The organism is Kitasatospora sp. NPDC057904, from assembly GCF_042887925.1.
In the GTDB taxonomy this organism is placed as follows: domain Bacteria; phylum Actinomycetota; class Actinomycetes; order Streptomycetales; family Streptomycetaceae; genus Kitasatospora.
Genome location: NZ_JBHVOL010000013.1, coordinates 221,255 through 234,539, shown reverse-complemented (window position 1 = coordinate 234,539; position 13,285 = coordinate 221,255). Strand labels below are relative to the sequence as shown.

The window sequence follows — 13,285 nt, the reverse complement described above, 5'->3', positions numbered from 1 at the left end:
GAGTCCCTATGTATCGAGAGAACGATGAAAACTGAGAGCGCAACCAGCCGAACGGCGCACCCGAGCATCTCGCGCGGGCTGACCTTCCTGATCGCCCTGGCCTGCGGCGCGGTCGCGGCCAACATCTATTACGCGCAGCCCGTGGTGGGTCTGATCGGCCCCGACGTGGGCCTGAGCGCGAGTGCCTACAGCCTTGTCGTGACCCTCACCCAGATCGGCTACGGCGTCGGCCTCATCGTGCTGGTTCCGTTGGGCGACATCTTCGAGAACCGCCGTCTCATCACGGTCACCCTGGTGGCCTGCATGGCAGCGCTCCTGGGTGGGGCCGTCGCATCGAACGCCGCTGTGTTCCTTGCCACTTCGCTGGTCATCGGCCTGAGTTCGGTCGTGGTGCAGATGCTGGTGCCCTTCGCGGCACACCTCGCCCCGGACGAAACCCGTGGGCAGGTCGTCGGCAACGTCATGAGCGGCCTGCTGATGGGAATCCTGCTCGCACGGCCCATTTCCAGCATGACGACCGACCTGCTCGGCTGGCGTGCGGTGTTCGCCATCTCCGCCGGACTGATGCTGGTGCTCGCCGTGACCTTGCGCTCGGTCCTTCCGGAACGGAAGCCGAGCACGTCCGTCCACTACCCGGTGTTGCTGCGGTCGATGGGTCAGCTGCTCGTCCGCACGCCGATCCTGCGGCGGCGGGCGTTCTACCACGCCTTGCTGTTCGGGGCGTTCAGCCTGTTCTGGACCGCCGTGCCGCTGATCCTGGCGAGCCCGGAGTGCGGACTGAGCCAGGTCGACATCGCCCTGTTCTCCCTGGCGGCGGTGGCAGGAGCCTTCGTCGCCCCGATCGCGGGCCGGGTGGCCGACCGTGGTCTGACGAAACCTGCTACGGCCTTCGCGATCCTGACCGTCGTGGCCTGTTTCCTCCTGGTGTTCGCGAGTGGCGGCCACGTTGTCGCGGTCCTGTTCGTCGCGGCGCTCCTGCTCGACGTCGGGATCTCGTGCAACCTGGTGCTGGGGCAGCGTTCGATCTTCGCGCTGGGCGCGGAGATCCGCAGCCGGCTGAACGGCCTCTACATGGCGATCTTCTTCTGTGGAGGTGCGGTCGGGTCGGCCGTGGCCAGCGTGGTGTACGCGACGTACGGTTGGGTGGGCATCGCATGGTGCGGCATCGCCTTCCCGTTGGTGGCGCTCCTCTACTTCCTGACGGAGATGGTGCCGGGGCGTCCCGCGACGGCTGAGTGATCCGGATGCCACGACGGGCCGCCCGAGGGGGCGGCCCGTCATGGTGCACTGCGCCGACGACCGTCGGCCGGTCCGTCGCTGACGTGCTCAAGTTGCCCGTGGGTAGCTTGAGTTACCCGGAAGTGAAGACTTGTCACGGGGCTTCCGTGGCGGCTTGGGGCTCGCCACACTCGTTGACATGACCAGCACTCTACGCGCGTGGAAGACTGCTGCCTCCGCCGCCACCGTCGCCCTGATCGCCCTCGCCCCCGTCGTCGCCGCCACCGGGGCGAACGCCGCCGTGAGCGGCACCGTGTGCGTCTCCGCCCTGCCCCCGCAGGCCAGAACGACGCTCAACCTCATCGCCTCCAACGGGCCGTTCCCGTACCGCCAGGACGGGATCGTGTTCCAGAACAACGGCGGCGTGCTGCCGCGCCAGTCGTACGGCTACTACCACGAGTACACCGTGGTGACCCCGGGCGCGCCGACGCGCGGCGCCCGGCGGATCGTCACCGGCAAGCGGGCCCAGGAGGACTACTACACCAGCGACCACTACGCGACCTTCCGGCTGATCAACTTCGGCTGCTGACACCGGCACCGCTCCTCGGCCCCGGCGTGGCCCCCGGCCCGCCGGGGCCGTTCGCGTGCCCGCCGGGGCCGCGCGGGGCGCTCGACGATCAGCGCCGGGTGGCATAGGGTCGTGGACGCGGCATCGCGTGTCGGTCACCGGCCGGGTGAGGCATGGAGGTGTCCGCGAGGTGCCTTACGGAGGCATTCCGCACATGTCGGTCGAGTTGAACCACACCATCGTCCACGCCCGGGACAACCGGGAATCCGCCGAGTTCCTGGCGGGGATCCTGGGCCTCGAAGTCGGTCCCGAGTGGGGCCCGTTCATCCCCGTCGCCACGAGCAACGGCGTCACGCTGGACTTCGCGAGCGTCCCCGAAGAGTCGATCACCATGCAGCACTACGCCTTCCTCGTCTCCGACGACGAGTTCGACGCGGCGTTCGAGCGGATCGGGCGGGCCGGGATCACGTACTACGCCGACCCGCGCATGAAGCAGCCGGGCGAGATCAACCACCACCACGGCGGGCGGGGGCTGTACTTCCTGGATCCCGCCGGCCACGGCATGGAGATCATCACCCGCCCCTACGGCAGCCACGCGACGACCCCCGGGTCGTGACGCGGGGCCGGCCCGGTCCACTTCGGCGTGGGCCGGGCCGGCCGGACGCCGTTCGGGTCGATTACGTGCGGGCGAGGACCGCGGCGAGGGCCGCGAGGTCGGTGTCGGTGGTGGCCAGGACCACCAGGGGAGCGGTCGCGGCCGGGCCGAGGCGGGCGATCTCGCACGCGATGAGGCCGTTTCCGGCGGTGGCGACCAGGGCGACCGGCGCGCGGGACTCCAGCAGCGGGGCCAGCAGCGGGCGGTAGGCGGCGGGTGGTGCGTCGTCGTGCACCGGGCGCAGCACGGCGAGGGCCTGCGGGCCGGGCCAGGTGCGGGCGGTGGCGGGGAAGCGGGCGTCCGGTGTGCCGGGCGGGGGCAGCAGGAGCACCCAGCCTGCGCCGGGGCGGGTGGCCCGGCGCAGGACATCGAGGTGGACGGTTTCCAGCGGCCCGGTCGGCCCGGTCGGCCCGGTCGGCGCGCTCGGCGCGCTCGGCGCGCTCGGAGTGCTCGGAGTGCTCGGAGCGGGGTCGGAGGGACCGCCCGGGTGCGGGACCGGGTGGCCGGCGAGGGTGGTGCGGAGGAGCTCGGTGGTGGCGAGGCCGCTCGGGAGGTCGGGGAAGCTGCGCAACAGGTGTGCGCTCTGGCTGAGGAGTTCGGTCGCGTCCCGGTCGGCGAACAGGGCGCGGTCGTGGACGGTGGTGAGGACGAGCCCGCCCGTCGCGTCGTAGTGCGCGGTGAGCGTGATCGGGTACGACGTGAAGGTGCCGGCGGGGGTCGGGGTGTCGACGTGGATGCCGTGGGCCGCCAGGCCGGTGTCCAGCCGGGGGTGGTGCGGCGCGAGCGGCAGGTGTTCCAGGACGACGAGGCTCTGCGGGCGCCGGCCGGGCGGCGTGCCGTTCCACCGGTGCGCCTGGCCGGGGGAGACCCACTCGTAGGAGGAGAGGTCGAGCACTCCGTCCCGCAGGGCCGCGAGGAGCTGCGGGACCGTCGTGCTCGGGTGCACCCGGACGGTGATCGGCAGCGGGGTGCGCAGGGCGCCGGGGAGCCGGTCGATGCCGTCCAGCGGGATCCCGCGGCCCGAGAGCGTCACGGCGAACCCGACCCGGACGGCCCGCGGGGCCACGCGCGGGTCAGGCTCCTGCGCGGCGCGGTACAGCAGCAGGGCCCACGCGGCCTGGAGCGCGCTGCTCTCGCCCGCGCCCCAGGCGGCGGCCCAGCCGCGCAGCCGCACCGCCTCGTACGGGGTGAGGCGGCGCCGGGCCCGTCCGCTGCCGCGGCCGTGGGCGAGGTGACCGGCCGGGACGACGACGGTGGCGGCGGGCCGGGTGGACCAGAACTGCCGGGCTGGGCCGGTGTCCTGGGCGCCGAGCCAGCGGGCGTGGTCGCGGAGGTCCGGGCGGCGCTCGCCGCCGGGGAGGGTGCCGCCGGTCAGGTAGGCGCGGTAGAAGGACTGGAGGAGCAGGCGCACGCTCCAGCCGTCCAGCATGGCGTGGTGGTAGGTGAGCAGCACGCGGGTGACGGGGCCCTCGTCGGACGGGCCGGTGTCGACCAGCGTGGCGCGCAGCAGGGCGGGCCGGCGCAGGTCGAAGCCGCGCCGGCGGTCGGCGTCCAGGAGCTCCTCCCAGCCGGGCGCGCCGGACGGGTGGCGGGTGACCTCGGGGACGGCGCGGTCGTGGAGGACGATCCACGGGTCGTCGTGCGCGTCCTCCGGCCAGTCGAACGCGGCCCGCAGGACGAGCTCGTGGTCGAAGACGGACTGCCAGGCGGCGGTGAACCGGTCGGTGTCCAGCGGGCCGTGCCAGTTCCAGGACAGCTGCTCGACGTGCCGCCCACCGTGGTCGGCCCCGCCGGTCGCGTCGCGCAGGAGCTCGCGCTGGAGGGCGCTGGTGGGGACGGTCACCGGCGCGGGCGGGTGGGAGAGCGCGGAGCGCAGTTCCTCCAGGACGCCGAGGGTGCGGGCGGGCGGCCCGGCGGCGATTCCGACGAAGAGCCGCCGGGCCGCGCCGGGCCGCCCGACCAGGACGGCGCGCACGCGCGGCCCGTGCGCGAGGCTGCGGCCGAGCTCGGCGAGGACGCCGTCGAGCCCGTCCGGGCCGGCGGCCTCGCGCTCCCACAGGACGTCCGGTCCCGCGCCGGGTTCGACGGCGCGCAGGGCCGTGCGCAACACGGTGCCGGCGTAGGGCTGGTAGAGCTCGACGAGGTGGAACTCGGCGGCCCGGCCCGGCGGTTGCCACTCCTCGGGTGTCGGGGGGCGCCACTGCCGGGTGGCGGTGCGGGCCAGTGCGGCGGTGACCGAGCCGGCGTCGAGGCGCCGCGGCGGTCGCCGGGCGGGCAGGCAGGGCGGCGGCTCCGGGGTGCCGGCGACGAACAAGGTGACCGGTGCGCTGGCGAACTGACGAGTCGTCATCATTGATCAGCGGGCACCTGGCCCGGGTCCTTTCCGTCGGTGGCCGTGCGGGGGAGGGGCTCGGGGCCCGCCTACTGCGTGGCGAGGCCGCCGCAGACGTTGAGGGCCTGGGCCGTGATGCTCGCGGCCGTGGCGGTGGTGAGGTAGCCGGCCAGGGCGGCGACCTCCTCGGGGGTGGTGTAGCGCCCGAGCGGGATCTGGGTCTGGAAGTGCTGGAGGATCGTCTCGGGCGTCGTGTTGTAGGCGGTCGCGTACTCGTGGTGGATGCGGGTGGTGTTGGGGGTGTGCACGTAGCCGGGGCAGATCGCGTTGACGGTGGTGCCGGTGGGGGCGAGCTCCTTGGCGAGGGCCTTCGTGAAGCCGATGACGGCGTGCTTGCTCGCGGTGTAGGGCGCGCCGAGGGTGACGGGCTGCTTCCCGGCGGTGGAGGCGATGTTGATGATGCGCGGGTGGGCCGTGGCGGTGATGTGCCCGTGTCTGAGGGTCTCGCGGGTGACGAGGAAGACGGCGTTCAGGTTGGTGTCGATGACGTCGTACCAGAGGTCGTCGGTGGTCGTCGCGGTGGGGCCGCCGCCGGTGCGGCCGGCGTTGTTGACGAGGACGGTGATGGGCCCGTGGCGGTCCACGGCGTCCTGGACGAGCCTGGTGACCTGGGCCGGGTCGCGGACGTCGCAGGGGGCGCCGTCGGCCTCGATGCCCTCCTCGCGGAGCGTGCCGAGGGTGTCGGTGATGTCCTGGGCCGTGCGCGCGCAGATGTGGACGCGGTGACCGCGGTTGCCCAGCTCGCGGGCGATGGCGAGGCCGATTCCGCGCGTCCCGCCGGTGATGAGGGCGAGGGGTTTGCCGGATGTGGGCGTCATGGCGGGTCCTGGGTGAGGAGGGTGTGGGTGCTCAGGCCGGATACAGGTTGTAGGTCGTCGGGTGGAGGCTGGTGGCGGGCGTGTTGAGCGTGGGGTCGAGCGTGAGGATCGCGTGGTGCAGGTGCTGGAGGTGGGGCGAGGGCTGGATGCCGAGCTCGGCGGTGAGGCGGTGGCGCAGGTGGTGGTACGTGGTGAGTGCGGTGGTCTGCCGCCCGGCCCGGTAGAGGGCGACCATCGCCTGGGCGTGCAGGCCCTCGTGGTGCGGGTGCTGGTGGGTGAGGTGGGTGAGTTCGGGGATCAGCTCGTTGTGCCGGCCCAGGCGCAGGTCGGTGTCGATGCGGCGTTCGAGGGTGACCAGGCGGCTCTCCTCCAGCCGGATGATCTCGGTGCTGAGGATCGGTCCCGGAGTGATGTCGACGAGCGCGGGGCCGTTCCACAGCGCGAGGGCCTCGTGGAAGCGGGCGTTGGCGTCCAGGTCGTGGCCGCGGTTGAAGGCCTCCTGGCCGCGCGTGGTGAGGTCGTTGTACGCCTGGAGGTCGAGGGCGTGGCGGGCGGGGTCGGCGGGCGGGAGGGTGAGCTGGTAGCCGCAGTGTCTGGTGGTCAGGACGTCCTTGGCGGTGGTGTCCTGGCCGGCCGGCGGCGCCCCGGCGAGGGCGTGGGTGATGCGGCGGCGCAGCTGGAGGATGTACGTCTGGAGCGTCGTGAGGGCCCGCCGCGGCGGGTGGTCGCCCCAGATCTCGTGGATGAGCGTGCTCGTGGGGAGGATCCGGTTCGGGTAGAGCGCGAGCAGGGCGAGGATCTGCCGCTGCTTGGCGGCCGTGGGGACGATCGAGGTGCCGTTGAGGTCGGCGGTGAGCGGGCCGAGGACCTGGATGCGCATGGCGGTTCTCCCCTGGGTGCGGGCTCGGCGTGGTCGTCGAAGGAGTGTGCGGATGCGTCCGCACACTAAGCCCGTGCCGCGGGGGCGGCGGGATTTCTCTAGCCCGGGTCGAGCCCGCTTCCGGGCCCGCTGTGGGGGCGCGAACGTCGTGGGGCGTCGTGGTCGTGGGGGCGTGGACGTCGTGATCCGGCCCGAAGTCTCGCAAATTCCTTAGCCGTGCTTCTGGTTCGCTGGCTGTGCCGAGAACGGCCCGCGAGCCCGCGAGCGGTGGCTGAAGGGGAACGGATGTCCAAGCGTGCACTGATCACCGGGGTGACCGGCCAGGACGGGTCGTACCTGGCCGAACACCTCATCTCCCTGGGGTACGAGGTCTGGGGCCTCACCCGGGGACAAGCGAATCCGCGGAAGGACCGGGTCAGCAGGCTGATCCCGGACCTGCGGTTCGTCGACGGCGACCTGATGGACCAGGGCAGCCTGGTCTCCGCCGTCGACTCGATCCAGCCCGACGAGGTCTACAACCTCGGGGCGATCTCGTTCGTGCCGATGTCCTGGCGCCAGCCGGAACTCGTCACCGAGGTCAACGGCACCGGCGTGCTGCGGGTGCTGGAGGCGATCCGGATGGTCAGCGGGATCAACAAGCCGGCCGGCGCGGTCGGCGGTCCCGGACGGATCCGGTTCTACCAGGCCTCCAGTTCCGAGATGTTCGGCATGGTGGCGGAGACCCCGCAGGACGAGCGGACCATCTTCCACCCACGCAGCCCGTACGGCGTGGTGAAGACGTACGGTCACTACATCACCCGCAACTACCGCGAGTCCTACGGGATGTACGGCGTCTCGGGGATCCTGTTCAACCACGAGTCGCCGCGCCGCGGGGCCGAGTTCGTGACCCGCAAGATCTCGCTGGCGGTCGCGCAGATCAAGCTCGGCCTGCAGGACCGGCTGCTGCTCGGCAACCTCGACGCCGTGCGCGACTGGGGCTTCGCCGGGGACTACGTCCGGGCGATGCACCTGATGCTCCAGCAGGACGAGCCGGGCGACTACGTCATCGGCACCGGGCGGATGCACTCGGTGCGGGACGCGGCCAGGATCGCCTTCGAGTGCGTCGGGCTCGACTGGGAGCGGTACGTCGAGGTGGACCCGGGGCTCGTGCGGCCGGCCGAGGTGGAGACGCTCTGCGCCGACGCCGGCAACGCGCGGGAGAAGCTGGGCTGGGAGCCGAAGGTCGACTTCCCGGAGCTCATGCGGATGATGGTGGAGTCCGACCTGGAGCAGGCGCGCGTCGCCCGCGACTACGGCGAGGTGCTGGCCGGCGCCCGCTGGTGACACGGGCCGGGAATGCTTGAGGGCGGTGGGGACGCGAAGTCCCCACCGCCCTAGCGTTGTTCGAGAGCCGGCCCGTTCGGCGGCCGGGAGAGTTCCAGGATCGCCAGCGCGATTCCGGCGCCCTGGTCGCCCAGCCGGGCGGCGTAGCGGCGCAGCATGGCGTTCTCCTGCGCGAGGCTGGTGGTCGGCAATCCGGCGGCGCGGCGGCTGAGTTGGTGGCCCCGGGCCAGCCGGATGCGGTGGACCAGTTGGGCGATCAGCTGCTCGTCGAGCTCGCTGAGCTCGCTGAGTTCGGCCGCGGCCGGGTCCGCGGTGCCCTCGGCGGAGGGCCGCGGCACTCTCGGTGCGTCGCCGTGCGGGAACGGTTCGGGCATGGCGGTGATCCTCGTCGATGTCGGGGCGCCGCCCCGGTCGGGCCGCGCCCATGGCTCGCGGAACTGACGATCCAGCCGAACGGCCCGGCAAATCCCTAGAGTCCGGGGGGCGTTGGAGCAGGATCGACAGACCCTGGGGTCTGCCTCCGGCCTCCCGTCGTCCGCCCGGAGGCAGACCCTAGGGAAATTCGGCGCGGGCCGGATCGAGACTGGGCGCTGGAGTGCGGGAATGCGAGCGCCGCGCGTGCCGGGCACGCGGGCCGTCCTCAAGCGGATCCCTGCCGTTCGCCGGTCTTCCAGATGGGTTGCGTCGATGATGGACAAGGAACAGAAGCTCCGGGACTACCTCAAGCGGGCCAGCGCGGACCTCCAGCGCTCCCGGCAGCGGGTGGACGAGCTGGAGGCGGCCGCCCGGGAGCCGATCGCCATCGTGGGGATGAGCTGCCGCTTCCCCGGCGGGGTCGCGGCTCCCGAGGACCTCTGGGCGATGCTGGTCGCCGGCGAGGACGGCATCACCGGCCTGCCCGCCGACCGCGGCTGGGAGCTCGACCCGGCGGACGGGCCGGTCGACGTCCGGGGCGGGTTCCTGCAGGGCGCCGCCGACTTCGACCCGGGCTTCTTCGGCATCTCGCCGCGCGAGGCGCTGTCCATGGACCCGCAGCAGCGCGTCCTGCTGGAGGCCTCCTGGGAGGCCATCGAGCGCGCGGGCATCGACCCGAGCAGCGTCCGCGGCACCCGCACCGGCGTGTTCGTCGGCGCGATGCCGCAGGACTACCGCACCGGGCCGGACGACGACGTCCAGGGCTTCGTCCTGACCGGCAACGCGACCAGCGTGATCTCCGGTCGCCTCTCCTACGTCCTCGGCGCCGTCGGCCCTGCCGTCACCGTCGACACCGCGTGCTCGTCCTCGCTCGTCGCGCTCCACCTGGCCGCGCAGTCGCTGCGCGCGGGGGAGTGCGGCATGGCGCTCGCCGCGGGCGTCACCGTCATGTCGACGCCCACCACCTTCGTCGAGTTCGCCCGCCAGGGCGGCCTGGCCTCGGACGGCCGCTGCCGCTCCTTCGCCGACTCCGCGGACGGCACCGGGTGGGCCGAGGGCGTCGGCGTGCTCGTCCTGGAGCGGCTGTCGGTGGCCCGGCGCAACGGGCACCGGGTGCTGGCCGTCGTGCGCGGCACCGCCGTCAACCAGGACGGCGCCTCGAACGGGCTCACCGCGCCCAACGGGCCGTCCCAGCAGCGCGTCATCGAGCAGGCGCTGCGCAACGCCCGGCTCTCCGCCGACCAGGTCGACGCGGTCGAGGCGCACGGCACCGGCACCGTCCTCGGCGACCCGGTCGAGGCCCAGGCGCTGCTCGCCACCTACGGGCGCGGGCGGGACCCGCAGCGCCCGCTGCTGCTCGGCTCGGTGAAGTCGAACCTGAGCCACACCCAGGCCGCGGCCGGCATGGCCGGGGTGATCAAGACGGTGCTGGCGCTGCGGCACGAGCTGCTGCCGCGCACCCTGCACGTGGACGAGCCGTCCACGCACGTCGACTGGGAGTCCGGCGCCGTCCGGCTGCTGACCGAGGCGACGCCGTGGCCGCAGGGCGCCGAGCCGCGCCGGGCGGGCGTCTCGTCCTTCGGCCTCAGCGGCACCAACGCGCACGCCATCATCGAGGAGGCCCCGCCGGCGGAGGAGACGCCGGAGGCGGAGGCGGCCGTCGACGCCGGGACGCTGCCCTGGCTGGTCTCCGGCCGCACCCCCGAGGCGCTGCGCGCCCAGGCCGAGCGGCTGGTCGCGTTCCTGGCGGCGGACGCCGAGGGCTCCGACGCCGACCTCGCCCACGCGCTCGCGACCACCCGGGCCGCCCTGGAGCACCGGGCCGTCGTCACCGCGGCCGGACGCGACGAGGCCGTCGCGGCGCTCACCGCGCTCGCGGCCGGCGAGGGCGACGGCCGGGCCGTCCTGGGCACCACCCAGGGCCGCGGCAAGCTCGCCTTCCTGTTCGCCGGCCAGGGCTCGCAGCGCCTCGGCATGGGCCGCGCACTGGCCGCCCGCTTCCCGGCGTTCGCCGCCGCGCTGGACGAGGTGCTGGCCGGGTTCGACCCGGCCCTGCGCGAGGTGGTCTGGGGCGCCGACGAGGAGGCCCTGAACCGCACCGGCCACGCCCAGCCCGCGCTGTTCGCCGTCGAGGTCGCGCTGTACCGGCTGCTGGAGTCGTGGGGCGTGCGCCCGGACTTCCTGGCCGGCCACTCGGTCGGCGAGATCGCCGCCGCGCACGTCGCCGGGGTGTTCACCCTCGCCGACGCGTGCGCGCTGGTCGCCGCCCGGGCCCGCCTGATGCAGGCCCTGCCGGCCGGTGGCGCGATGGTCGCGGTGCAGGCGGACGAGGACGAGGTCCTCCCGCTGCTCGGCGACGGCGTGTCGCTGGCCGCCGTCAACGGCCCGCGGGCCGTCGTCGTCGCGGGCGAGACCGCCGCGGCGGAGGCCGTCGGCGCGCACTTCGCCGCACTCGGGCGCAAGGTCCGGCGCCTGCGCGTCTCGCACGCCTTCCACTCGCCGCTCATGGACCCGATGCTCGACGAGTTCCGCGCCGTCGTCGCCGCGCTGGACCCGCAGGCGCCCGCGATCCCGATCGTCTCCACCCTCACCGGCTCGCTCGCCACCGTCGAGCAGCTCACCTCCGCCGGCTACTGGGCCGACCAGGCCCGCCAGGCCGTCCGCTTCGCCGACGCCACCGGCTGGCTCGGCGGCCACGGCGCCACCCTGTTCCTCGAACTCGGCCCGGACGGCGCCCTCGCCGCGCTCGCCCAGGGCGCTCTCGACGAGCCGGTGACCGCTGTCGGCGCGCTGCGCCCCGGCCGCGACGAGACCGAGGCGCTCACCGAGGCCCTCGCCGCACTGCACGTGCGCGGCGTTCCGGTGCGCTGGGACGCCTACTTCGAGGGCACCGGTGCCCGCCATGCCGAGCTGCCCACCTACGCCTTCCGGCACAAGCGCTACTGGCCGAAGAGCGCGCTCTCGCGCACCGGCGACGTCCGCGCCGCCGGGCTCGGCTCGGCCAACCACCCGCTGCTCGCCGCCGCCGTCTCGCTCGCCAACACCGACGGCCTGCTGCTGACCGGCCGGCTCTCGCTGCGCACCCACCCGTGGCTGGCCGACCACGCCGTCGACGGCACCGTCCTGCTGCCCGGCACGGCCTTCCTGGAGCTCGCCGTGCGCGCGGGCGACGAGGTCGGCTGCGAACGCGTCGAGGAGCTGACGCTCACCGCGCCGCTGCCGCTGCCCGAGCAGGGCGGCGTGCAGGTGCAGGTGTGGGCCGGACGGGCCGACGCGAGCGGGCGGCGCACCGTCGGCGTCTACGCCCGTCCCGAGGGCGACGAGGACGCCCCGTGGACGCAGCACGCCGACGGCATCCTCGTGCCGGGCGAACAGGGCGCTGTTGCGACGGAGTTCACGCAGTGGCCGCCGGCCGGCGCCGAGGCGCTGGACCTGGACGGCCTGGACGAGCGCCTCGCGGGTGCGGGCTTCCACTACGGCCCGGCCTTCCGCGGGCTGCGCGCGGCCTGGCGGCGCGGCGAGGACGTGTTCGCCGAGGTCGCGCTGGACGAGGGCGCGAGCGGCGAGGCCGGCGCGTTCGGGATCCACCCGGCGCTGCTGGACTCGGCGCTGCACGCGACGGCGTTCCTGGGGCTCGGCGGGGTGCCGTTCTCCTGGCAGGACGTCAGCCTGCACGCCGCGGGCGCGTCGGTGGTGCGGGTGCGGCTGTCCGCGACGGGGGACGACTCGGTCGCGGTCGAGGTCGCCGACGCGGCGGGCGGCCCGGTCGCCTCGGTCGGCTCGCTGCTGCTGCGGGCGCTCCCGGCGTTGGCCGGCGCGGGCGCCGGGCCGGTGCGGGACGCGATGTTCGAGCTGCGCTGGTCCCGGCCGCGCGGCGGCGCGCAGGCGCCCGCCTCGGTGGCCGTGCCGGACGCGGACCCGCTCGGCCTCGGCGTGCTGCCGACGGTCGGTGAGGGACCTGCCGAGGTGGTGCTCGTGCCGCTCGCGGGCGACCCGGCCGACCCGGTCGCCTCGGCCCACGCGCTGACGGCCCTGGCCCTGGCCCGGGTCCAGCAGTGGCTCACCGCGGACACGGACGGCCGGCTGGTCTTCGTGACCCGGGGCGCCGTCGCCACCACGGCGGACGACGAGGTCACCGACCCGGCCGCCGCGGCCGTGTGGGGCCTGGTGCGCTCCGCGCAGGCCGAGCACCCGGGCCGGTTCGGCCTGGTCGACCTGGACCCGGCGGGCGGCCCGCTGCCCGAGCGCGCCCTCGGCGGCGACGAGCCGCAGCTGGCCGTGCGCGGCGGCGCCGTGCTCGCGGCCCGGCTGGCCCGCGCGGGCGCGGTGGCCGCGACCGGCGCCGGCGCCGCGTGGGACCAGGACGGGACCGTCCTGATCACGGGCGGCACCGGCGGCCTCGGCGCCGTCCTCGCCCGGCACCTGGTCGCCGAGCGCGGCGTCCGCCGCCTGCTGCTCGTGAGCCGCCGCGGCGCTGCGGCCGAGGGCGCCGCCGACCTGGCGGCGCAGCTCGCCGAGGCGGGCGCCGAGGTCGCGGTCGAGGCCTGCGACCTCACCGACCGCGCCGCCGTCGAGCGCCTGGTCGCGGGCGTGTCCGCCGGGCACCCGCTGACCGCCGTGGTGCACGCCGCCGGTGTGCTCGACGACGGCGTCGTCGAGCAGCTCACCCCCGAACGGCTCGCCGCCGTCCTGCGGCCCAAGGCCGACGCCCTGTGGCACCTCCACGAGGCCACCCGCGGCCTCGACCTCGCCGCGTTCGTCGTCTTCTCGTCCTTCTCCGGCACCGTCGGCGCGGCCGGCCAGGCCAACTACGCCGCCGCCAACGCCTTCGCGGACGCGCTCGTGCGCACCCGCCGCGCCGCCGGACTGCCCGGACTCTCGCTCGGCTGGGGCCCGTGGGCCCCCGTCGGCGGCCTGACCGGCGGGATGGCCGGCGGGCTCACCGACGCCGACCTCGACCGCCTCGCCAGGCTCGGCACCCCGGCGCTCTCCGCGGCCGACGGCACCGCGCTGTTCG

Annotated in this window: 9 protein-coding genes (1 of these 9 only partly in view); 5 read left to right on the top strand and 4 right to left on the bottom strand. The window is 74.5% G+C overall.

Annotated features, from left to right (window positions below):
• Nucleotides 1-24: 24 nt before the first annotated feature.
• The 3 genes from ACFVSN_RS29645 (at nucleotide 25) to ACFVSN_RS29635 (ending at nucleotide 2,402) form a co-directional block, all read left to right on the top strand.
• Nucleotides 25-1,239: an MFS transporter gene (locus tag ACFVSN_RS29645; RefSeq protein ID WP_380491552.1), complete on the top strand. Its 1,215-nt coding sequence runs from the start codon at nucleotides 25-27 to the stop codon at nucleotides 1,237-1,239.
• 178 nt (nucleotides 1,240-1,417) lie between these two features.
• A complete protein-coding gene (locus ACFVSN_RS29640; RefSeq protein ID WP_380491550.1) occupies nucleotides 1,418-1,807 on the top strand; it encodes a ribonuclease domain-containing protein in 390 nt (129 codons plus the stop codon).
• A gap of 193 nt (nucleotides 1,808-2,000) precedes the next feature.
• A complete protein-coding gene (locus tag ACFVSN_RS29635) occupies nucleotides 2,001-2,402 on the top strand; it encodes a VOC family protein (protein ID WP_387598226.1) in 402 nt (133 codons plus the stop codon).
• A 61-nt stretch (nucleotides 2,403-2,463) separates the two neighbouring features.
• Here ACFVSN_RS29635 and ACFVSN_RS29630 read toward each other — a convergent pair whose 3' ends face one another.
• The 3 genes from ACFVSN_RS29630 to ACFVSN_RS29620 all read right to left on the bottom strand — a co-directional run bounded on the left by ACFVSN_RS29630 (nucleotide 2,464) and on the right by ACFVSN_RS29620 (nucleotide 6,531).
• A complete protein-coding gene (locus ACFVSN_RS29630) occupies nucleotides 2,464-4,794 on the bottom strand; it encodes a condensation domain-containing protein (protein ID WP_387598224.1) in 2,331 nt (776 codons plus the stop codon).
• 68 nt (nucleotides 4,795-4,862) lie between these two features.
• Nucleotides 4,863-5,651: an SDR family NAD(P)-dependent oxidoreductase gene (locus ACFVSN_RS29625; protein ID WP_380445995.1), complete on the bottom strand. Its 789-nt coding sequence runs from the start codon at nucleotides 5,649-5,651 to the stop codon at nucleotides 4,863-4,865.
• Nucleotides 5,652-5,682: 31 nt separating this feature from the next.
• Nucleotides 5,683-6,531 (bottom strand): BTAD domain-containing putative transcriptional regulator, encoded by an 849-nt coding sequence (locus tag ACFVSN_RS29620; RefSeq protein WP_380445996.1) that lies wholly within the window; start codon nucleotides 6,529-6,531, stop codon nucleotides 5,683-5,685.
• A gap of 285 nt (nucleotides 6,532-6,816) precedes the next feature.
• Here ACFVSN_RS29620 and ACFVSN_RS29615 point away from each other — a divergent pair, with 285 nt between their 5' ends.
• Nucleotides 6,817-7,854, top strand: a complete 1,038-nt coding sequence (locus ACFVSN_RS29615) for a GDP-mannose 4,6-dehydratase (RefSeq protein WP_387598219.1) — start codon at nucleotides 6,817-6,819, stop codon at nucleotides 7,852-7,854.
• 50 nt (nucleotides 7,855-7,904) lie between these two features.
• Here the strand turns inward: ACFVSN_RS29615 and ACFVSN_RS29610 are convergent, their stop codons facing one another.
• Nucleotides 7,905-8,228: a hypothetical protein gene (locus ACFVSN_RS29610; RefSeq protein WP_380445998.1), complete on the bottom strand. Its 324-nt coding sequence runs from the start codon at nucleotides 8,226-8,228 to the stop codon at nucleotides 7,905-7,907.
• 316 nt (nucleotides 8,229-8,544) lie between these two features.
• On the opposite strand from ACFVSN_RS29610, the gene ACFVSN_RS29605 reads away from it, so the two are divergent.
• Nucleotides 8,545-13,285: the 5' end (the start) of a type I polyketide synthase gene (locus ACFVSN_RS29605; protein ID WP_387956888.1), read on the top strand. Its footprint extends 23,300 nt past the window's final position; the window shows 4,741 of its 28,041 coding nt (coding positions 1-4,741); the start codon lies at nucleotides 8,545-8,547; its stop codon lies off the right edge, out of view.